General features: G+C 61.1%; 20 protein-coding genes and 1 pseudogene. 4 read left to right on the forward strand and 17 right to left on the reverse strand.

Translation table 11 applies throughout. From position 1 onward, the window contains the following. Positions 1–111 (reverse strand): annotated as a pseudogene (locus HGO40_RS22755) (alkaline phosphatase family protein); the annotation flags it as partial. 212 nt (positions 112–323) lie between these two features. Next, a complete protein-coding gene (locus HGO40_RS22760) occupies positions 324–1,391 on the reverse strand; it encodes an ABC transporter substrate-binding protein (RefSeq protein WP_250964831.1) in 1,068 nt (355 codons plus the stop codon). A 349-nt stretch (positions 1,392–1,740) separates the two neighbouring features. Between HGO40_RS22760 and HGO40_RS22765 the strand changes: the two genes are divergently transcribed. Beyond that, complete coding sequence (locus HGO40_RS22765; RefSeq protein ID WP_250964832.1) at positions 1,741–2,472, forward strand: UTRA domain-containing protein; 732 nt, start codon at positions 1,741–1,743, stop codon at positions 2,470–2,472. A gap of 22 nt (positions 2,473–2,494) precedes the next feature. Here the strand turns inward: HGO40_RS22765 and HGO40_RS22770 are convergent, their stop codons facing one another. The 6 genes from HGO40_RS22770 to minC all read right to left on the reverse strand — a co-directional run bounded on the left by HGO40_RS22770 (position 2,495) and on the right by minC (position 7,262). Continuing rightward, a complete protein-coding gene (locus HGO40_RS22770) occupies positions 2,495–2,677 on the reverse strand; it encodes a hypothetical protein (RefSeq protein WP_250964833.1) in 183 nt (60 codons plus the stop codon). Positions 2,678–2,903: 226 nt separating this feature from the next. Further along, positions 2,904–4,193 carry a M18 family aminopeptidase gene (locus tag HGO40_RS22775; RefSeq protein ID WP_250964834.1) on the reverse strand — a complete coding sequence of 430 codons (1,290 nt, stop codon included), beginning with the start codon at positions 4,191–4,193 and terminating at the stop codon, positions 2,904–2,906. Positions 4,194–4,438: 245 nt separating this feature from the next. Beyond that, on the reverse strand, positions 4,439–5,074 hold the full coding sequence (locus tag HGO40_RS22780; protein WP_018612476.1) for an RluA family pseudouridine synthase: 636 nt from the start codon (positions 5,072–5,074) through the stop codon (positions 4,439–4,441). A 183-nt stretch (positions 5,075–5,257) separates the two neighbouring features. Further along, positions 5,258–5,512 (reverse strand): cell division topological specificity factor MinE, encoded by a 255-nt coding sequence (minE, locus tag HGO40_RS22785; protein ID WP_003179111.1) that lies wholly within the window; start codon positions 5,510–5,512, stop codon positions 5,258–5,260. Further along, entirely contained in the window at positions 5,512–6,324 is an 813-nt protein-coding gene (gene minD / locus HGO40_RS22790) for a septum site-determining protein MinD (RefSeq protein ID WP_003179114.1), read from the reverse strand. The genes minE and minD overlap by 1 nt, the downstream gene beginning before the upstream one ends. Positions 6,325–6,524: 200 nt before the next feature. Further along, on the reverse strand, positions 6,525–7,262 hold the full coding sequence (gene minC, locus HGO40_RS22795; RefSeq protein WP_250964835.1) for a septum site-determining protein MinC: 738 nt from the start codon (positions 7,260–7,262) through the stop codon (positions 6,525–6,527). Between the two features lie 118 nt (positions 7,263–7,380). On the opposite strand from minC, the gene HGO40_RS22800 reads away from it, so the two are divergent. Continuing rightward, positions 7,381–8,313, forward strand: a complete 933-nt coding sequence (locus HGO40_RS22800) for a lipid A biosynthesis lauroyl acyltransferase (protein WP_250964836.1) — start codon at positions 7,381–7,383, stop codon at positions 8,311–8,313. Positions 8,314–8,349: 36 nt separating this feature from the next. Further along, complete coding sequence (locus HGO40_RS22805) at positions 8,350–9,504, forward strand: patatin-like phospholipase family protein (RefSeq protein WP_250964837.1); 1,155 nt, start codon at positions 8,350–8,352, stop codon at positions 9,502–9,504. Between the two features lie 221 nt (positions 9,505–9,725). On the opposite strand, the gene HGO40_RS22810 is transcribed toward HGO40_RS22805, so the two are convergent. From HGO40_RS22810 to puuE, 6 genes are all read right to left on the reverse strand, one after another. Further along, on the reverse strand, positions 9,726–10,511 hold the full coding sequence (locus HGO40_RS22810) for an outer membrane protein OmpK (protein WP_250964838.1): 786 nt from the start codon (positions 10,509–10,511) through the stop codon (positions 9,726–9,728). 485 nt (positions 10,512–10,996) lie between these two features. Further along, positions 10,997–12,298 carry a urate hydroxylase PuuD gene (locus HGO40_RS22815; RefSeq protein WP_250964839.1) on the reverse strand — a complete coding sequence of 434 codons (1,302 nt, stop codon included), beginning with the start codon at positions 12,296–12,298 and terminating at the stop codon, positions 10,997–10,999. Positions 12,299–12,349: 51 nt separating this feature from the next. Next, positions 12,350–12,853, reverse strand: coding sequence for an ureidoglycolate lyase (locus HGO40_RS22820; protein ID WP_250964840.1), 504 nt, complete (start codon positions 12,851–12,853; stop codon positions 12,350–12,352). 154 nt (positions 12,854–13,007) lie between these two features. Then, positions 13,008–14,003 (reverse strand): allantoicase, encoded by a 996-nt coding sequence (gene alc / locus HGO40_RS22825; RefSeq protein WP_250964841.1) that lies wholly within the window; start codon positions 14,001–14,003, stop codon positions 13,008–13,010. Positions 14,004–14,071: 68 nt separating this feature from the next. Then, positions 14,072–14,587 (reverse strand): 2-oxo-4-hydroxy-4-carboxy-5-ureidoimidazoline decarboxylase, encoded by a 516-nt coding sequence (uraD, locus tag HGO40_RS22830; RefSeq protein ID WP_039594512.1) that lies wholly within the window; start codon positions 14,585–14,587, stop codon positions 14,072–14,074. Further along, positions 14,584–15,510, reverse strand: coding sequence for an allantoinase PuuE (gene puuE / locus HGO40_RS22835; RefSeq protein ID WP_250964842.1), 927 nt, complete (start codon positions 15,508–15,510; stop codon positions 14,584–14,586). The genes uraD and puuE overlap by 4 nt, the downstream gene beginning before the upstream one ends. 413 nt (positions 15,511–15,923) lie before the next feature. Between puuE and uraH the strand changes: the two genes are divergently transcribed. Beyond that, entirely contained in the window at positions 15,924–16,277 is a 354-nt protein-coding gene (gene uraH, locus HGO40_RS22840) for a hydroxyisourate hydrolase (protein ID WP_250964843.1), read from the forward strand. A 198-nt stretch (positions 16,278–16,475) separates the two neighbouring features. Here uraH and HGO40_RS22845 read toward each other — a convergent pair whose 3' ends face one another. The 3 genes from HGO40_RS22845 to HGO40_RS22855 form a co-directional block, all read right to left on the reverse strand. Further along, positions 16,476–17,102, reverse strand: a complete 627-nt coding sequence (locus HGO40_RS22845; protein ID WP_250964844.1) for a LysE family translocator — start codon at positions 17,100–17,102, stop codon at positions 16,476–16,478. Positions 17,103–17,164: 62 nt separating this feature from the next. After that, complete coding sequence (locus HGO40_RS22850; RefSeq protein WP_250964845.1) at positions 17,165–18,514, reverse strand: NCS2 family permease; 1,350 nt, start codon at positions 18,512–18,514, stop codon at positions 17,165–17,167. A 334-nt stretch (positions 18,515–18,848) separates the two neighbouring features. Next, positions 18,849–19,286, reverse strand: coding sequence for a MarR family winged helix-turn-helix transcriptional regulator (locus HGO40_RS22855; RefSeq protein WP_250964846.1), 438 nt, complete (start codon positions 19,284–19,286; stop codon positions 18,849–18,851). Positions 19,287–19,348 lie beyond the last annotated feature (62 nt).

Raw genomic sequence — 19,348 nt, forward strand, 5'->3', positions numbered from 1 at the left:
GTAGAGGGCCGCGCGTCCTGCGCCGACGTAAGCCTGCAAATGCCCCATGGCATGCCGGGCGACCTCATGGTTGAGACCGTCGAGCACCACCAGGATGACGTTGTGCTTCATGGGTACCGGGACTCCGGGCAGATACCAGAAAACTCGGATCCTCCAGGAACCTGATGTGAGAACCAGCTTCTGTGGGAGCGAGCTTGCTCGCGATGAGGGCGACACGGTTCAACTGCGGGACCGTGTCATCGTTCATCGCGAGCAAGCTCGCTCCCACGGGGCTTGCTCTCACAGTTGGATTTCCAGTGGATCTCCGAGCGGGAGCGACCGCCTTATTGCATGTTGATGATCACTTCTTCCTGCCACTTCTGCGGCAGTGCCTTGGAAGTCTTCTCCCACGCATCCGCGTCCTTGATCGGGGTCACGCCTTTGTACTGCTCGTTCGGCAGCAGTTTGGCCTGGACCTCTTCCGGCAGTTTCAGGTGCTCGGCGCGGATTGGACGGGCATTGCCCTTGGCCAGGTTGATCTGGCCGGCGTCGCTGAAGATGTACTCACGGGCCAACTTGGCGGCGTTCGGGTGCTTGGCGTATTTGTTGATGATGGTGGTGTAGCCGGAGATCACCGCGCCGTCGGACGGAATCAGTACGACGTAGTCATCGGGGTTGGCCATCTTGGCCTTGTAGCTCAGGCCGTTGAAATCCCAAACCACGCCGACTTCGACTTCACCTTTCTCCATCGTGGCGATAGTCGGGTTGGCCATGGACAGGCGTCCTTGCTTGGCGATATCGGCAAACATCAACAGCGCCGGCTGGACGTTCTTCTCGTCGCCGCCGTTGGCCAGGGCCGCGGCCAGCACGCCGTTGGCGGCCTGGGCGGCGGTGCTCACGTCACCGATGGAGACTTTGTACTTGCCTGTCTTCAGGTCGGCCCATTTGGTCGGCACTTCGGAACCGTGCAGCAGCTTCTTGTTGACGATGAAGGCGATGGTGCCGGTGTAGGCCAATGCCCAGTTGCCGTCCTTGTCCTTGGCCCAGGCCGGTACTTGTTCCCAGGTGCTTGGCTTGTAGGGCTGGACCACGCCCTGCTTGACCGCGATCGGGCCGAAGGCCGCACCGACGTCGCCGATGTCGGCGCTGGCGTTGTCTTTTTCGGCGGCGAACTTGGCGATTTCCTGGGCCGAGCTCATGTCGGTGTCGATGTGTTTCAAGCCGTAGAGCTTGGCCAAGTCCTCCCAGGTGCCTTTCCAGTTTGCCCAGTCATCGGGCATGCCGACGCTGTTGACGGCGCCTTCCGCTTTCGCAGCGGCTTCCAACGTTTTCAGATCGGTGTCAGCGGCCATGGCGGCGGTGCACATGGCAATGGTCGAGCCTAACAGTGATGCCAGGAAAAGCTGTTTCATCCGAAGCTCCTATGGGCGTTTTCAACGCTGCGATTGCGGTTGTGTTGGTCTAGGTCAGCAATACCTGAGCCAATGTAGGCGAGCGCTGTGACATTTTGATGTCGGTGCCGCAGGCGGCGGGAAATGCCCGGCTCGTGGGGGTGGGCTGCGAAGTAAGCGTAGACCATGGTTAAACGGCTGATCTGCAAGGACTTGGCCGTTAATTTGCACGCTGGCAAAACGACCGTTCGGCGGCTCTGTCATCTACCAGTCATGTGCAGTGCCTAGGCTTGCTGGACTCAGAAGCGGATCGATGAGCCGTCGATCCTGCCCCGAAACAGTGCTGGTCTAGTCCAGATAGGTAACGTTGATGCGCATCGATGCAACCAAAGCGGTGACAGCCATTGGACAGGTGCTGCAAGAGCAACTCGACCACGGGTTGCTGGCGCCCGGCAGCAAGTTGCCGGCCGAGCGCAAGCTCAGTGAATTGTTCGGGACCACGCGGATCACCGTGCGCGAAGCGTTGTTGCAGCTCGAAGCCCAGGGGCAGATCTATCGGGAGGAGCGCCGGGGCTGGTTCGTCTCGCCGCCGCGCCTGGCCTACAACCTGATGCAGCGCAGCCATTTCCACGCCATGGTCGCGGCCCAGGGGCGGGTGCCTTCTACCCAAGTGATTTCTGCACGCCTGCAACCGGCTTCGGCGGCCGTGTGTGCGTGGTTGCAGTTGCCGGCGCTGTCCAGCGTGATCCAGATCTGCCGTGTGCGGCGTATCGATGAGCGGCTGGTGCTGTACGTCGAGCACTACCTGAACCCGCAGTATTTCCCGGACATCCTCGGGTTCGACCTTAACCAATCCATCACCGAGCTGTACGCCCGCCATTACGACCTGCACTACGGCCGGGTGAAGTTCGAAATCGTGCCCACCTCGTTACAGCCGGAAGCGGCAGCGGCGTTGAGGGTCTCGGTGGGCAGCCCCGGGCTGCGCAGCGCACGGGTCAACTATGACCAGCACCAGCGGCTGATCGACTGTGACCTGGAGTTCTGGCGCCACGATGCGATCCATGTCGGGGTGGATGTGCCGGAGCAACCTGTGCCGGAATAATCGCCGGTGGCCGGCGCCAGGCTCAGAGAGATTCGTTGAGCTTGCTCAGGATCTTGATCACCACCGTGGCGAGGATCAACAACATGCCGATCCACATGGCGAAGACGCCGACGTTCTTGTCACGGAAGGTGAAACCGATGGCCAGCAGGATCATGCCGGCGATGATGGGCACCAGCATGGCGTTGAGCGCAGACATCGAGGTCATGACGACGGCCTTGTCGAGGGGGATAAGGACAGTCTAGTTGGGGTTTGGTTGGGGTGGGCTGATGTGTGTCACAGCCTCCCCAAATCTTGAGGTGGACATCATTGTGGCGAGGGAGCTTGCTCCAGCTCCAGTGCGCAGCACTGGCCGATCTGCATTCAGTTACAGATTAGGGGCGGCTGCGCCACCCAGCGGGAGCAAGCTCCCTCGCCACAGGGGGCAGCTACAACTATGGCAACTCGCGAGACGCGTAGAACGCGCTCAGCACCTTCACCAGATGCGCCAGGTCATGGCTGCCGCACAGTTCGCGGATCGAATGCATGGCGAAGGTCGGCAGGCCGATGTCCACGGTGCGCACGCCCAGCTGACTGGCGGTGATCGGGCCGATGGTCGAGCCGCAGCCCATGTCGCTGCGCACCACGAAGCTCTGCACCGGCACTTCTTCGGCCATGCACAAATGGCGGAAGAACCCGGCGGTTTCGCTGTTGGTGGCGTAGCGCTGGTTGCTGTTGACCTTGATCACCGGACCGGCGTTGAGCTTGGGGCCGTGGTTGGCGTCGTGCTTGTCGGCATAGTTGGGGTGCACGCCGTGGGCGTTGTCCGCCGAAACCAGCAGGGATTTCTGAATGGTCCGTACGAATTCTTCACCTTCGGGCAGCAGGCGACGCAGGGTCTGTTCCAGCATCGGACCGTCGGCGCCACAGGCCGAGCATGAGCCGACCTCTTCGTGATCGTTGCACACCAGCACGCAGGTTTCTTCAGTGTCGGCGTTCAGCAAGGCTTGCAGGCCGGCGTAGCATGACAGCAGGTTGTCCAGGCGCGCGCCGGCAATGAAATCACCATGCAGGCCAATGACCGCGGCGCTTTGGGTGTCGTAGAAGCTCAACTCGTAATCGAGCACCACGTCGGCGTTCAGGCCGTGTTCCCGGGCCAGTTGATCGGTGAGCACGGCACGGAAGTCGACGCGCTCGTCACCGGCGAACTGCGCGAGGATCGGCGGCAGCTCGTTCTGCGGGTTGATGGCCCAGCCTTGGTTGGCTTCGCGATTGAGGTGGATGGCCAGGGTGGGAATCGTGGCGCTCGGCGCCTGGAAATCGATCAGTTGGCTCTCGACCTTGCCAGCGCGGCGGAAAGGCACGCGCCCGGCCAGGGACAGGTCACGGTCGAACCATGGCGCCAGCAGCGCGCCGCCATAGACTTCCACCCCCAGTTGCCAGAACCCGTGGCGTTGCAGCTCCGGCTGCGGCTTGACCCGCAGGCAGGGGCTGTCGGTGTGGGCGCCGACCAGGCGGATGCCGTCGTGCAGCGGGGAGTGGCGGCCGAGCTTGAAGGCAATGATCGAAGAGTCGTTGCGCGTGACGTAATAACGACCGTTGGCCTCGGTGGCCCAAGTCTCGCGTTCGTCAAGACGCTGGTAACCGGCCGCCTCCAGGCGCTTGGCCAGGCTGGCGGTGGCATGAAACGGGGTAGGGGAGGCCTTGAGGAAGTCGATCAGGCCTTGGTTCAACTCTGCGCGCATAAATCACTCCAGACAGCGATGGGCGGGAGTTTACCGTATTGCTGGTCGATGGGGAGGGGAGAGGGGTATGTATAGGGGGAACTTGGGTTGTCGAACCCGTGGCGAGGGAGCTTGCTCCCGCTGGGCTGCGTAGCAGCCCCAACAGCGGCGACCCCATCAAGCAGGTTTGCCGAGGTATCAGCCTTTAGGGCCGCTTCGCGCCCCAGCGGGAGCAAGCTCCCTCGCCACAGGGTCGGTGGTGTTTCTTAAAACGGCGCAGGGCACTCGAAGCGCAGGCGCTCGCCGCTTTGCGGGTGGGTGAAGCTCAACATGCTCGCGTGCAGGCACAGGCGCGGCCAGGCGGCGAGGGCCTGGGGGTGGGCGTAGAGCCCGTCGCCCAGCAGCGGGTGACCGATGGAGAGCATGTGCACGCGCAGTTGGTGCGAGCGTCCGGTGATGGGTGTCAGCTCGACCCGGCACCAGTCGCCGCAACGTTCCAGCACGCGCCAGAAGGTCAGGGCGTGTTTGCCCTGTTCATGGTCCACCACATGTCGGGGTTTGGTCGGCGGGTCGTAGCGCAGGGGCAGGTCGATGCTGCCGCTGTCCAGCTCCGGTTGGCCCCAGCACAGCGCGGTGTAGGCTTTTTCGGTTTCGCGGTCATGAAATTGCCGGGACAGTTCGCGATGGGTGTCCGGGTCACGGGCCAGCAGGATAATGCCAGAGGTTTCCCAGTCCAGTCGGTGTACGATTCGCGCTTCCGGATAGCCGTTTTCCTGCAGGCGGGTGATCAGGCAGTCCTTGTTGTCGTCGGCCCGGCCGGGCACGGAAAGCAACAGGGTCGGCTTGTCGACCACCAGGACAGCGGCGTCCTGATGAATGATGCGGATGTTGGACAGGGGCATTAAAAACAGTCTCGCTACAAACGCCAACGGCGGCTCGGGCCCGGCCCTTGTGGGAGCGGGCTTGCTCGCGAAAGCGGTGTCTCAGACACATTGATATCGAATGCGTCACCGTCTTCGCGAGCAAGCCCGCTCCCACAAAAAAGGCTGTGGGGACCCGAGCCGCCGTGGCTCCCGCCGGTGCGCTCAGCGATCCGGCAGGGTGATATTGAGTTCCAGGATCGAGCAGCTGCCCTGGCTTTCCAGCGCCACATGCACGTCATCGCTACCGATGTTGACGTATTTGCGGATCACTTCCACCAGTTCCTTCTGCAAGGCTGGCAGGTAGTCAGGGGTACTGCGTTGGCCGCGTTCGTGCGCCACGATGATCTGTAGACGCTCTTTCGCGACCGAGGCGGTACTGGGCTTTTTGTTGGCACGAAAGAAGTCAAAAAGGTTCATTACCTACCTCCAAACAGGCGCTCGAAGAAACCTTTCTTCGTTACATCGAGGAAACGATGCTCCACGGTTTTGCCCAGCAGGCGATCGACGGCATCGCTGTATGCCTGGCCGGCATCGCTCTGGTCGTCGAGGATCACTGGCACGCCGGAGTTGGAAGCCTTGAGGACCGCTTGGGATTCCGGAATGACACCCAGCAGGGTGACGGCGAGGATTTCCTTGACGTCTTCGACGCCCAGCATTTCGCCATCGCTGACTCGTTGCGGGTTGTAGCGGGTCAGCAGCAAGTGCTCCTTGATCGGCTCTTCGCCCTTCTCGGCGCGCCGGGACTTGCTCGCCAGCAGGCCCAGCATGCGGTCGGAGTCGCGGACCGACGACACTTCCGGGTTGGTCACGACAATCGCTTCGTCGGCGAAGTACATGGCCAGGTGGGCACCTTTCTCGATACCGGCCGGGGAGTCGCAGACCACGAACTCAAAGTCTTCCTTGAGCTGCATCAGCACTTTTTCCACGCCTTCCTGGGTCAGCGCGTCTTTGTCGCGGGTCTGGCTGGCGGCCAGCACGTAGAGGTTTTCAAGGCGCTTGTCCTTGATCAGGGCCTGCTGCAGGTTCGCTTCGCCGTTGACCACGTTGACGAAGTCGTAGACCACGCGACGCTCGCAACCCATGATCAGGTCGAGGTTACGCAGGCCGACGTCGAAGTCGACGATGACTGTCTTGTGGCCGCGCAGAGCGAGGCCGGTACCGATAGCGGCGCTGGTGGTGGTCTTACCCACACCACCCTTGCCGGATGTAACCACGAGAATCTTGGCCAAGGTGTTTCACCCCTAAGGAAAAAGGACTTTGTCAGCCCCTGAAAAACATCTCTGGAAAACCGCTGCAATTGGACAGGCTTGGCTGGAATCGGCTGTCGGGCGGGGTCTACCTCCGGTAAACACTGCCTGATCCTTTTTCCTACGTCGTTTAAGCCGTTTTCGCTCGTTTTAGAGATGCTTGGAAAATGCGGCAGTATCCGTTAAAGCCGAATGATGTTCAACACGTCGCCTGACAGGCTGATCTGGACGCCGGCCCCCCACAACGGGTCGCGGCGCAAATCTTCGGAGACCTTGTACTGCCCGGCGATGGAAACCAGCTCGGCGCTCAATTGCTGGCAGAAGATCCTGGCCTTGGTATCACCCTTGACGCCGGCCAGTGCTCGACCGCGCATCGGGCCGTATACATGGATGTTGCCATCGGCCAGAAGTTCCGCCCCCGGGCTGACCGAGGAGACGATGACCAGATCGCCACCCTGGGCATAAATCTGTTGCCCGCCGCGCACGGGCGAGGTGATCACGCGCGTCGGCTTGACGCTGGGCTCCAATGGTTTTTCCGGAATTTTCTTCGCTTCGACCGGATTCAGTTCCAGCACGCGTTCCCGGGCGCCGGACGGCGGCAGCACCGGAATGTCCACGGCGATGGCGGCGGCGATGTCTTCGATGCGGCTGGCGCGGATCGCCAGGGTGCGCAGGCCGTGCTGGCGGCAGACGCGCATCAGGCCCGGCAGGTCCACTGAGCCGTCGCCGGCCGGCAGCTTGTCCAGGGCCAGCACCAGGGGGGCATTGCTGAAGAAATTCGGGGCCTGGGCGACTTTCGCCGCCAGTTGCCGGTCAAGGCTCTCCAGGTCGTTGCGGGCCAGTTCCAGCACCGTAATGGCGAGCATGCTGCCCTTCAGCTGGAACACGGGATCTTGGTCTAGCGGTTCGGTTTGGCTCATGGTCGGCGTACAACGGCTTGTCACTAAAAGTGCCGAGACTTATAACGAGATCGTCCGCCAGCCGCAACCCGGGTCGAACAATGTAGAATGCGCGGCCCATGTCTTAATGGAAGCTGTAATGGATCGCCCGCGTTTTCGAGCTGCATTTTTTCATCCGCGTTTCTGGCTGCTGTGGTGCGGCCTGGGGCTGTTGTGGCTGATCGTTCAACTGCCTTATCCGTTATTGCTGCGGGTCGGTCGCGCATTGGGCGCGCTGATGTATCGGATGGCCGGCGACCGACGGCGCATCGCCCGTCGCAACCTGGAGCTGTGCTTCCCGGAAAAATCCGCCGCCGAGCGCAAGCGTCTGCTCAAGGACAACTTCGCCTCCACCGGCATCGCCTTTTTCGAGATGGCCATGAGTTGGTGGTGGTCGCGTTCGCGTTTGGCGAAACTGGCCCATGTCGAAGGGCTGGAGCACCTCAAGCAGGCCCAGCGCGAGGGCAAGGGCGTGATTTTGATGGCGTTGCATTTCACCACGCTGGAAATCGGCGCGGCCTTGCTTGGCCAGCAGCACACCATCGATGGCATGTACCGCGAGCACAAGAACCCGCTGTTCGACTACATCCAGCGTCGGGGCCGCGAGCGGCACAACCTCGATTCCCTGGCGGTGGAGCGTGACGACGTGCGTGGCATGCTCAAGCTGCTGCGGGCCGGACGGGCGATCTGGTATGCGCCGGACCAGGACTACGGCGCCAAGCAAAGCGTGTTCGTGCCGCTGTTCGGCGTCCAGGCCGCGACGGTCACCGCCACCAGCAAGTTCGCCCGCCTGGGCAAGGCGCTGGTGGTGCCTTTCACCCAGGAGCGGCTGGCCGATGGCAGCGGTTATCGCCTGGTGATCCAGGCGCCGCTGACGGATTTTCCGGGCGAGACCGAGGAAGCCGATTGCATCCGCATCAACCAGTGGGTAGAGCGGTCGGTGAGCGATTGTCCCGAGCAGTACCTTTGGGCCCACCGGCGCTTCAAGAGCCGTCCGCCAGGCGAGCCCAAGCTGTACGACAAACGCGGCTGAGTTTTTTTGATATCACCTTGAGCACGGAGCATTGCGATGACCCCAGCTGAACCGGTTACAGGTTTGATTCTTTCCGGCGGCGGGGCTCGAGCGGCGTATCAGGTAGGTGTACTGGCGGCCATCGCCGAATTGCTGCCGGATGGGGCGGATAACCCGTTTCCGGTGATCGTCGGCACCTCGGCCGGGGCGATCAACGCGGTCAGCCTGGCGAGCGGGGCGATGGACTTCAAGACGGCCATCGAGCGGCTGACCGCGTTCTGGCAAGCGGTGCGCAGCCATCAAGTCATGCGCAGCGACTGGCGAGGCGTGTTGGCCCAGTCGATGCGTTTCTTCATCCACAGCCTGCTGGGCCTGGGGGCCAAGTTGCCAGTGGCGCTGATCGACAGTTCGCCGTTGCGCGAACTGCTCCAGGCCCAATTCCACGCCTCGGGCATCGAGCAGTCCATCGCCGAGCAGCAGCTGCGGGCGGTGGCGGTGACGGCGTTCGGTTATGAATCCGGCCAGGCCGTTACGTTTTACCAAGGGCGGGGGACCATCGATGCCTGGTTGCGCCATCGGCGTATCGGTGTGCCGACGCAGTTGTCGGTGGAGCATTTGCTGGCCAGTTCGGCGATTCCATTGTTGTTCGCGCCGGTCAGGATCGGCCCGCAATATTTCGGCGACGGCGCGGTGCGGCAATCGGCGCCCATCAGCCCAGCCCTGCACCTGGGGGCCAATCGTGTGCTGGTGATCGGTGTCAGCGGCAATCCTCGGGGCGCCGGCGGGCAAGATCCGCGCGAGCGCAGCTACACCGGCCTGCAACCGACCCTGGCGCAGATCGGCGGTCATATGCTCAACAGCACGTTCATCGACAGCCTGGAAAGTGATATCGAGTTGCTTGAGCGCCTGAACGGCTTCAGCCACTTGCTGCCCGATGACGTCCCGGCCCACGCCCTCGGCGCCGCACCGGTGGACGTGCTGGTGATCTCACCCAGCCAACCGATCGACGAAATCGCCGCCCGCCATCGCCAGGAATTGCCCCGTGCGTTGCGCGTCTTCTTGCGCGGGCCGGGCGCGACCAAGACCAGCGGCGCAGGGGTGCGGAGCTACCTGTTGTTCGAGGCGGGGTATTGCAGCGAGCTGATCGAGCTGGGGCGCCAGGATGCGTTGGCGCAGCGTGAGGCGTTGAGTCGGTTTCTGGGGTTGGCTTAGGAGTGATGTCAGTAGGTTCACCCCAATCGCGAGCAGGCTCGCTCCCACAGGGGATTTGCGCTGGATGCTGAAACTCACCCCACACACAAACTCCTGTGGGAGCGAGCCTGCTCGCGAAGGCGACGGAACATTCAACATTGATGTTGGCTGATAGTCCGCATTCGCGAGCAAGCCCGCTCCCACAAAAGCTGTGCGGTGGTTTCTAAATCCAATGAATCAGATCAGAAATGGTACTTCAGCAAAAAGCTGGTCGTGCTCTGGTTGGTCTTGAACCCGTCGCTGTCTTCGATCGCGTACTTGTTCTTCCAGTAGTCGTATTCCACCCCGACGTATAGCTGCTTGGCGCCGAGCTTCAAGGCCTTGCCCAAGTCATATTTGACCTGCGGGACGATGTGCAGGTTGGCGTGGTAGGTGCCCTTGGAATTGGTGTCGTTGTCCACCACCCAGTCGATGAACCCGTCGAACAGGATATCGGATGAACCCACCGGCAGGGTATAGGCCCAGACCGGGGTGATCTGCCAGACGTTGTCGCCGGCGCGTGGGCCTTCGGTCTGGCGGTTGTAGAAGTTCAGCTGGAAGTAGTCGAAGCCGGGAACGGCCAGGTCGCAGCCGGGGCCGCTCAGGTACGACTCGTTGTCGCCGTCCCCGAACTCATAGGTCATGGCCAGCAGCACGTCCTTGATCGGCCCCAGTGCCAGCTTCTGGTCGAAGATCTTGCCGAACGACAGGCGCGGGCTGAATTCACCGTAGTAGGTGTTCGGGCCGGACTGGCTGTCGTCCTGGCCGTTGTAGAAGATCCGATCGAGGAAGAAGAAGTTGTCCCCGTATTTCCAGGCATCGGCGTGTTCGAAGGTCACGGTCTGCTGGATACGCGGGTTGATCTGGAAATCCTTGCCATACAGGTAGCTCAGGCTGTTGTTCTGCCACTGGAACAGGTCGTCGGCCATCGCCTGGCCTGCGGCCAGCAAGGATCCTGCGAGTATCAGGCTGGTGCACGTACGTTTCATTCGGTTTGCTCCCAAAGGTAAGTGGTACCGCTTTTTTTCGAGTCAGCGCTCTGGTGTGGCGCCTTTTTTCCATGGATGAAAAACATCCGTTCGGTCAGCTTTTTGAGCGTGGCGAATGCTGATAGCAAGAGCTGAGCCAAGGCAGGTGGGAAACCCGCAGAAGACTCATCCAGCTGTTTGGAACAGTCGAAAAGAGGATGCTTATTCTATTCACCGGTGCCGGGCTAAGTTGGCGGACCAGTCAGGATCTGAGGGGGTTTTTGTGTCGGCCGGTTTCGAGCGGCCGCGCAGGATACGGGCTTGTCTTGAAGGGCTCAAGTGCCCTGTAACGGCGCGTGTGCGGCGAATTTGGGGCGTGATGGCAGGGCTTGGTCATCAGGTGCTTTCCTCTTGTTTTTATTGTTGAGGCGCAGGCAGTCGCTGACGGGCGACCGGTCATTGCCGGTCGGCCTGTCAGCGGTGGGACATTTATTGAAAGCAGTGGCTCAGTTGGTGCGCGCGCCCTGATTGATCCAGGCGCCGATCAGGTCGCGTTCCTGCTGGGTCATCTGGGTGAGGTTGCCCAACGGCATGATCTGGGTGGTCACGGCCTGGGCCTGGATGCGCGCGGCTTCTTGCTGAATCTGCTGCGGCGTATCGAACATCACCCCGCCCGGCGCGGCGCTGAACAACGGGCTGGTGGGCTTGGCCGAGTGGCAGACCGAGCAGCGTTCCTGGATCACGCTGTGGACCTTCTCGAACGAAGGGCCCTGGGGGCTGGCGGCCTGGGCCGGTTTTTCCGCTGGCGCTGCCGGGGCAGTTGCGGGCTTGGCGTCACCGCCCACGGCGGTTTCCGGCAGGGGCTGGTACTCGATGGCGGCCGGCGCCTTTGCTACTTCCGGTGCGCTGGAGATGGGTTTGGGCCCGGTGACATAGGCCAGGCAAATCATCGCCAGGGCGCCGACCGGCAGCGTCCAGGCAAACCGGTTGCTGTCATGGCGCGTGTTGAAGTAATGCCGCACCAACACCGCCGCCACGGCGATCCCGGCCAGGATCAGCCAGTTGTATTGGCTGCCGTAGGTGCTCGGGAAGTGGTTGCTGATCATGATGAACAGCACCGGCAGGGTGAAGTAATTGTTGTGACGCGAACGCAGCAAGCCCTTGGCCGGCAGCGCCGGGTCGGGGGTACGGTTCTCGGCGATGGCCGCGACCAGGGCCCGTTGTGCCGGCATGATGATGCGAAACACGTTGCCCACCATGATCGTGCCGATGACCGCCCCGACATGCAGGTAGGCCCCGCGACCGCTGAACACCTTGCTGAAGCCGTAGGCCGCAGCGATCAGCAGCACGAACAGGATCAGGCCGAGCAGTGCAGGGCGCTTGCCCAGGGCCGAGTCGCAGAGAAAGGAATAGACGAACCAGCCGACCAGCAACGAACCGATGCCCAGGGCCACGCCTTCAGCACCGCTCAGGCTGCTGCCGGGGGCCAGCAGGTAGACGGTCGGGTTCCAATAGAACACCACGCACAGCAGGGCGATGCCCGACATCCAGGTGAAGTAGGCTTCCCATTTGAACCAGTGCAGGTTGTCCGGCATGGACGGTGGCGCGAGTTTGTATTTTTCCAGGTGGTAGATGCCACCTCCGTGGATGGCCCACAGGTCGCCGGCCAGGCCGCTCTTGGGGTTGACGCGATTGAGGTTGTTTTCCAGCCAGACGAAGTAGAACGACGCGCCGATCCAGGCCACGCCAGTGATCATGTGAACCCAGCGAATGCTCAGGTTCAGCCATTCCAGCATATGTGCTTCCACAGTCTTTACCTCTCGCCCGTCACGCTTGTTTTCGCGTGATCGGACCTTCTCTTATTGGTGGGGGGCGAGGATCAAGTACTCATCCTCTTTGAAAAAATGCTCATCGCAGTTATTGCCTGTGCCACTGCGATCAACCACCAGGAAGTCATCCCGCTTTTCGATCGTCAGCACCGGGTGGTGCCAGACGCCGCGATGGTAATTAATGCCCTGCCTGCCGTTGGTGCCGAAGGCGCGGACCAAGCCTGATACAGGTGCATCGCCAAGTGGCGCGACCACGATCAGAAAGGGGTTGCCGAGCAGCGGAATGAAGGCCTGGCTGCCCAGCGGATGGCGCTCCAGCATGCGTACGGTCAGCGGCATGTCCAGCGCGTCGGCGCGGAAGATGCTGATGATCGCCTTGTCATCCGGCGTGGCGGTTTCCACCGTCGCCAGGCGATGGAAGCGCATGGTCGAACCGTTGTTGATCATGAAGTGATCGCTGCCGTCGGTTTCGATCACGTCACCGAACGGGGCGAAGGCTTCTTTGGTCAACGGTTCGATCTTGAGAGTGCGCATGCTGGTCTTCTTATCCAAAAATTCTGTGTTGTGGTTCAGCTTTTGTGGCGAGGGAGCTTGCTCCCGCTGGGTTGCGAAGCGATCCCGCTTTTCAAAAAAATGGGACTGCTGCGCAGTCCAGCGGGAGCAAGCTCCCTCGCCACAGGTGCGTCGTTTACTTCGATACCTTGCCCAGCACCCGCAGGCGACTCCCGCCCCCGTCCGGGAACACGTTCAGGCGGATGTGGGTGATCGGTCCCAGGGCCTTGATCTGCTCGGCGAAGGTGTGTTCGGCGTGCATTTCCAGCTTCTGGCTCGGCAACAGTTCGCGCCAGAACAACGACTGGGTTTCGATCTGGCTGTCGGTGCCGCCCTTGACGAACGCGCCCTGGATCGAGCAGCTGTCGTGGTAGTTTCCCTTGAAGTGCAGGGTGTCGACGACGACCTGTTCAACGATGCCGGCATGGCCCAGGGCGACGATCACCCAGTCATTGCCCGGGGTACGACGACGGGCGGTTTCCCAGCCATCGCCCATGTTCACGCCCCGGCCCGGGTTGAGGATGTTGCTCATGCGCCCGAAGTGTTCGTCGGAGCAGGCCAGGGCGCGGCCACCGTTGAGGGCGGCAGCCAGGTCGATCTGTTCGTTGTCGCCGACGGCCGACCAGTCGCGGTACGGAATGCCGTAGACCCGCAGGCGAGCCACGCCGCCGTCTGGATAGATGTTGAAGCGCAGGTGGCTGAAGGCCTGGTCATTGCTGATTTCGTGGTAGTGGTGGCTGTTGCCTTGCAATTCGACGGCCGACAGTACTTCAGTCCACTGGGTGTTTTCGTCCGGTTCGCCTTCGCTCAGGAAGCAGGCTTCCAAGGAGGCCGACGGTGGGTAGTTGCCGGTGAAGAATGAGGTGTCGATGTCCACGCCCTTGATCGAGCCCGCCACGCCCAGGCGGATCACCGCGCTGTCGTAGCCTTCGAAGCGCTTGCGCCGCGATTCCCAGCCGTCCATCCACTTGCCATTGTCATCGAACACGCCCTCCTTCCACACGGCCGGGGTCGGCTGGAACAGGCGGTTAGCGTCGGCGAACCAATCATCGGTAACCGAGATGATCTTGGTGCCCAGGCGGGCGTCGGCCAGGTTGACGAACTTCTCGAAAGGTACGGCGTAAGCTTTCATTCTTCTTGTCTGCCTTTAAATAGGTTGGCTGGGGATGCTTGCAGGGCCTCAAGTCGCAGGGCTGCTCGCTAAAGGGTCAGTAATCGGAACAACGCGATTTTGTTGATCTCTGCCAGCGCGCATTTGAATTCGGCGTCGGCCGAGTGATGGATGCGTGTTTCGAATGCCGCAAGGATCTGGTGCCGGTTGCTGCCTTTTACCGCCATGATGAAGGGAAACTTGAACTTGGCCTTGTAGGCGTCGTTCAGCTCGGTGAAGCGCTGGAACTCTTCGGCCGTGCATTGGTGAATACCGGCGCCCGCCTGTTCATTCGTGCTGGCTTCGGTCAGTTGGCCCTGGACGGCGGCTTTGCCGGCCAGGTCCGGGTGAGCGTTGATCAGCGCCAGTTGGCTGGCGTGATCGGCACTCAACAGGATGTCGCTCATGCGCTGGTGCAGGGTTTCGATCTCGTCGATCGAGGGATCCTGGCCCAGGTCAAAGGCTTTTTCGGCGACCCATGGCGAATGTTCGTAAATGTCAGCGAAGGCTTTGACGAACGCTTCGCGGCTCAAGGTGGAAGGCTTGAGGGTTTGGAAGGCGGTCATTTGGACGCTCCCTGATACGGATGGGTTTGCTGCCAGTGGCGAGCAATGTCGACACGACGGCTGAACCAGACGTGATCATGGCCTTTGACGTATTCGAGAAAGCGCTGGAGGGAGGCCAGTCGCGCAGGGCGGCCGATCAGCCGGCAATGCAGGCCGATGGAAAGCATCTTCGGCGCCTCGGCCCCTTCGGCGTACAACACGTCGAAAGCATCCTTGAGGTATTGGAAGAAATCATCGCCCTTGTTGAAACCCTGTACCTGGGTGAAGCGCATGTCGTTGGTGTCGAGGGTGTAGGGGCTCACCAGGTGCGGCTTGCCGGTGGGGTTGTTCGGCTCCCAGTAGGGCAGGTCGTCGTCGTAGGTGTCGCTGTCATAGAGGAAACCGCCTTCTTCCATCACCAGGCGGCGGGTGTTCGGGCCGGTGCGGCCGGTGTACCAGCCCAGCGGACGTTCGCCGGCGATTTCGGTGAGGATGCGGATCGCTTCGAGCATGTGCTCGCGTTCCTGGGCCTCATCCATGTACTGGTAGTCGATCCAGCGATAGCCGTGGCTGCAGATCTCGTGGCCGGCGGCGACCATGGCGCGAATCACGTCTGGATGGCGCTGGGCAGCCATGGCCACGGCGAAAACGGTCAGCGGGATATCGAATTCCTTGAACAGCTTGAGGACACGCCAGACGCCGGCACGGCTGCCATACTCGTACAGCGATTCCATGCTCATGTTGCGTTCGCCCTGCAGCGGTTGCGCCGCGACCATCTCCGAAAGGAACGCTTCGGATTCCTTGTCGCCATGGAGGACGTTGCGCTCGCCGCCTTCTTCGTAATTGAGCACGAAGGACAGGGCGATGCGGGCATTGCCCGGCCAATGGGGGTGGGGAGGGTTACTGCCGTAACCGATCAGGTCGCGTGGGTAGTCAGCGCTCACTGCAGTTTTCCTTCTTGTTCGAACCATGTAGGTGGCGCCCCGGTGATGAGTTTCAGGCTGGCGTCACGACGATGGAGTGATTGTATACAACTTTATGTGCGATTTGTAAGCCTGATTTTTGCATTTTTCACAAGGCCCTCTCCCGGTGTCTACACTGCAAGAAACCTGCCCAGTTGGTCAATGAATCGTCGGGAGGGTCTTGTATTCATTGGTTTGTCTTAAACCTGGGGTTGACGTGCCGTCGCGCAGTCGAAGGGCTAAAATATCTGTTTTTATTGTGTACAATTTTCTTTTAAAGTGTCTTAATTCGCTCATCGCCGTGGCGTTTCGTGCTCCGAAACGGTGCGGCCTGTCTTTCAACTGAATCAGGAGGCGTCGGGCCGGACTGCACTGCAGCGAGGCGCGCACAAGCAATGGGACGTTTGACTACGCACGTTTTGGATGCCGCACATGGCTGCCCGGGCAGCTCGATCAAGATCGAACTGTACCGCGTGGAAGATTCGCAACTACAGTGGGTCGCCAGCGCACTGACCAACAGCGACGGCCGTTGCGATGCGCCCCTGTTGCAAGGGGATGACTACCGTTCGGGCGTTTATCAATTGCAATTCCACGCCGGTGATTACTACCGCGCCCGTGGCGTGCAAATGCCCGACCCAGCGTTCCTGGATGTGGTGGTGCTGCGCTTCGGTATTTCGGCCGAGCAAGAGCACTACCACGTGCCCTTGTTGATTTCGCCCTACGCCTATTCAACGTATCGAGGCAGTTGATCCCCCAAGCAACTGCCTTGTCCTGGAAGCGACTGCGCATAAGCTTCTTTGGTTTTTAGCCCGCTCACACTGCGGGCTTTTTTTCGTCCATGAAAAATAGGGTGCCTGGGAAGGTGCCTTCGCGAGCAAGCCCCACACTGGATTTTTGTCGTCACAAAAACCTGTGGGAGCAAGCTTGCTCGCGATGCTTTTGCTTTCTCAGCGACTCAACAAGGAGGCCGCCCCCGCGCCACCAAACAACCCGGCACTGACCCGGTTGAACCAGCCCTGGCCTTTACCCGTACGCAGATACCGCGCCGCGCCGTGGGCCCCGAGGCCATAAGCCAGCTTGCACAGCAGGTCGAGTACGGTCCAAGTGGCGATCATGATCAGCAGTTGCGGCAGGAATGGCTGTTCGGCGCGCAGGAATTGCGGCAGGAACGCAGCGAAGAACAGGATGTCTTTCGGGTTGCTTGCTCCCAGCACGAACGCGCGGCCGAAGAGCGTGCGAAAGCGCGGGGCGGCGACAGCCTGGGGCACTTCGGCGCCTTGGGCCGGTTGGCGCGATTGCTGCCAGCTCTGCCAGGCCAGGTAAACCAGGTACAGGGCGCCGACGATCTTCAGGGCGCTGAACAACTGCTCCGAGGCCATCAACAATGCACCGAGCCCCAGCGCCGAAGCACTCAGCAGGCAGATCGACGCGATCACGCCCCCCAGGAATGCCGGATAGGAGCGGCGCAGGCCGTAGTTCAGGCTATTGCCGATCATCAACAACGACAACGGGCCGGGGATGAGGATCACCACCAATGCGGCGCCACTGAACAACAGCCAGGTTTCCAGATTCATTACTTTGCTCCTGATGTACAAAAGCCTCACCCAGGGGGTGAGGCGGGTGAATACGGTTGCGCTTACAAGAAGATGAACTTGGCGATGAAGATCGCGCAAAGCACCCACAGGCTGACGGAAATTTCCTTGTGTTTACCGGTACCGGCCTTGAGCACCACATAGGTGATGAAACCCAGGGCGATGCCGTCGGCGACCGAGAACGTCAGGGGCATCATGATGGCCGTGACGATGGCCGGAATGCTGTCGGTTGCTTCGTCCCATTCGATGTGGGCCATGCCGCCCATCATCAGCATGGCGACGTAGATCAAGGCCCCGGCCGTGGCGTAGGCCGGAATCATCCCGGCCAGCGGTGCGAAGAACATGGCGGCAATAAATAGCACACCGACGGTCACGGCGGTAAGCCCCGTGCGGCCACCGGCGGCCACACCGGCGGCGCTTTCCACGTAGCTGGTCACTGGCGGTACACCGACCATGGCGCCGAATACGCTTGAAGCGCTGTCGGCCTTCAAGGCGCGGGACAGGTTCTCGATCTTGCCATCGGCTTTCACCAGGCCGGCGCGCTGGGCAACGCCCATCAGGGTGCCGGCGGTGTCGAACATGTGCACGAAAAGGAAGGCCAGCACCACGCTGATCATGCTGATGTTGAACACGCCGGCCACATCCATCGCCATCCAGGTCGGAGCCAGGCTCGGCGGTGTCGACATGACGCCGTTGTACTGCACTAACCCCAGGCCCCAACCGGCCAGGGTCACGGCGATGATGCTGATCAGGATCGCGCCGAACACACGGTGATAACTGAGCACGGCGATCATCAGGAAGCACACTGCGGCCAGCAACGGACCGGGTTCGCGCAACGAGCCGAGCTTGATCAAGGTGGCAGGGCTGTCCACGACGATCCCGGCGGTTTTCAGGCCGATCAGCCCGAGGAACAACCCGACCCCTGCGCCCATGGCGAAGCGCAGGCTCACCGGAATGCTGTTGAGCAGCCACTCGCGCACCCGCGACAAGGTCAGGAACATGAACAGCACACCGGAGATGAACACCGCGCCCAATGCGGTCTCCCAGTTGTAGCCCATGGTGCCGACCACGGTGTAGGTGAAGAAGGCGTTCAGGCCCATGCCCGGTGCCAGGCCCACCGGCCAGTTGGCGTAAAGGCCCATCAACAGGCAACCCAGGGCGGCGGCGATGCAGGTGGCGACGAAGGCGGCGCCGTGATCGATGCCGGCGTCGGCCATGATGTTGGGGTTGACGAAAATGATGTAGGCCATGGTGATGAAGGTTGTCAGGCCAGCAATCAGCTCGGTCTTCACCGTGGTGCCATGCAAGCTGAGTTTGAAGAGGCGTTCCAGCCAGCCACTGCGTAGTGGCGGCGAGAGGTCCAGCGTCCGGGCTTCGGGTGTGCGGCTTTCCACAGCGAGTACTCCTCAAGAGTATTATTGTTATTTCCAGCACCGCAAACGCCCTGGGGGGTGGTCGCGATGCGCTGAGGCAGGTAAGGCTGGCGAGGGTATGTTGACCTGTTGGTCAGGAACTCGCACGAAGCGAATTATGCTTTTGTATACAAATAATGCAAATAATGTTTTCTGTGTTGTCGACGATATGTTTGGCGATAGGGGTATATCGACCTTTAGGACGCTATCGCGAGCAAGCTCGCTCCCACAGGTTCATGGGTGAACACAGACCTCGCATTCACCACAGTCCCACTGTGGAGCGAGCTTGCTCGCGATGGCGTCGGATCAGACGCCTTCATTCACTGGATTTCGCCAGTGCCAGATTCACCGCCAGCCACCCATCCACCGCCGCTTCCCCGGCTTCGGCAAACACCCGCTCCAGCAATTTCACCTGTTCACGCCGTAACGCCTGCTCAAAGCGCTCACCCTCGGCGGTCAGTTCCAGCAGCCGTTTGCGTTTGTCGGTCTCGGACGCAACGCTGTTCACCAAGTGCATTTCCATCAACTGCCGCAACGGCATGTTCAACGCCTGCTTGCTCACCCCAAGCAGGGCCAGCAATTCCTTCACGCTCAATGACGGATAGCGGGCGATGAAAAAGACGATGCGCTGGTGGACCCGGCTCAACCCACGACGCTCGAGCATTTCATCGGCCTTGGCGGTGAACGCCTGGTAACCGAAGAAAAACGCTTCCATGGCCATTTGTTGGGAGGCAGGGTTTTTAAGGTCAAGCATATTGACGTATCCACAGAGGTCGGCGTAATTTCGGTCAACCAGTTTGACTCATTATTCCAGCG

Source organism: Pseudomonas sp. CG7 (genome assembly GCF_023701885.1).
Lineage (GTDB): Bacteria > Pseudomonadota > Gammaproteobacteria > Pseudomonadales > Pseudomonadaceae > Aquipseudomonas > Aquipseudomonas zanjanensis.

Bases quoted from the DNA above. Each gene is read 5' to 3' on its own strand.
- HGO40_RS22760 (WP_250964831.1), bottom strand. From the start codon at position 1,391: ATGAAACAGCTTTTCCTGGCATCACTGTTAGGCTCGACCATTGCCATG.
- HGO40_RS22765 (WP_250964832.1), top strand. From the start codon at position 1,741: ATGCGCATCGATGCAACCAAAGCGGTGACAGCCATTGGACAGGTGCTG.
- HGO40_RS22770 (WP_250964833.1), bottom strand. From the start codon at position 2,677: ATGACCTCGATGTCTGCGCTCAACGCCATGCTGGTGCCCATCATCGCC.
- HGO40_RS22775 (WP_250964834.1), bottom strand. From the start codon at position 4,193: ATGCGCGCAGAGTTGAACCAAGGCCTGATCGACTTCCTCAAGGCCTCC.
- HGO40_RS22780 (WP_018612476.1), bottom strand. From the start codon at position 5,074: ATGCCCCTGTCCAACATCCGCATCATTCATCAGGACGCCGCTGTCCTG.
- minE (WP_003179111.1), bottom strand. From the start codon at position 5,512: ATGAACCTTTTTGACTTCTTTCGTGCCAACAAAAAGCCCAGTACCGCC.
- minC (WP_250964835.1), bottom strand. From the start codon at position 7,262: ATGAGCCAAACCGAACCGCTAGACCAAGATCCCGTGTTCCAGCTGAAG.
- HGO40_RS22800 (WP_250964836.1), top strand. From the start codon at position 7,381: ATGGATCGCCCGCGTTTTCGAGCTGCATTTTTTCATCCGCGTTTCTGG.
- HGO40_RS22805 (WP_250964837.1), top strand. From the start codon at position 8,350: ATGACCCCAGCTGAACCGGTTACAGGTTTGATTCTTTCCGGCGGCGGG.
- HGO40_RS22810 (WP_250964838.1), bottom strand. From the start codon at position 10,511: ATGAAACGTACGTGCACCAGCCTGATACTCGCAGGATCCTTGCTGGCC.
- HGO40_RS22820 (WP_250964840.1), bottom strand. From the start codon at position 12,853: ATGCGCACTCTCAAGATCGAACCGTTGACCAAAGAAGCCTTCGCCCCG.
- alc (WP_250964841.1), bottom strand. From the start codon at position 14,003: ATGAAAGCTTACGCCGTACCTTTCGAGAAGTTCGTCAACCTGGCCGAC.
- uraD (WP_039594512.1), bottom strand. From the start codon at position 14,587: ATGACCGCCTTCCAAACCCTCAAGCCTTCCACCTTGAGCCGCGAAGCG.
- uraH (WP_250964843.1), top strand. From the start codon at position 15,924: ATGGGACGTTTGACTACGCACGTTTTGGATGCCGCACATGGCTGCCCG.
- HGO40_RS22845 (WP_250964844.1), bottom strand. From the start codon at position 17,102: ATGAATCTGGAAACCTGGCTGTTGTTCAGTGGCGCCGCATTGGTGGTG.
- HGO40_RS22855 (WP_250964846.1), bottom strand. From the start codon at position 19,286: ATGCTTGACCTTAAAAACCCTGCCTCCCAACAAATGGCCATGGAAGCG.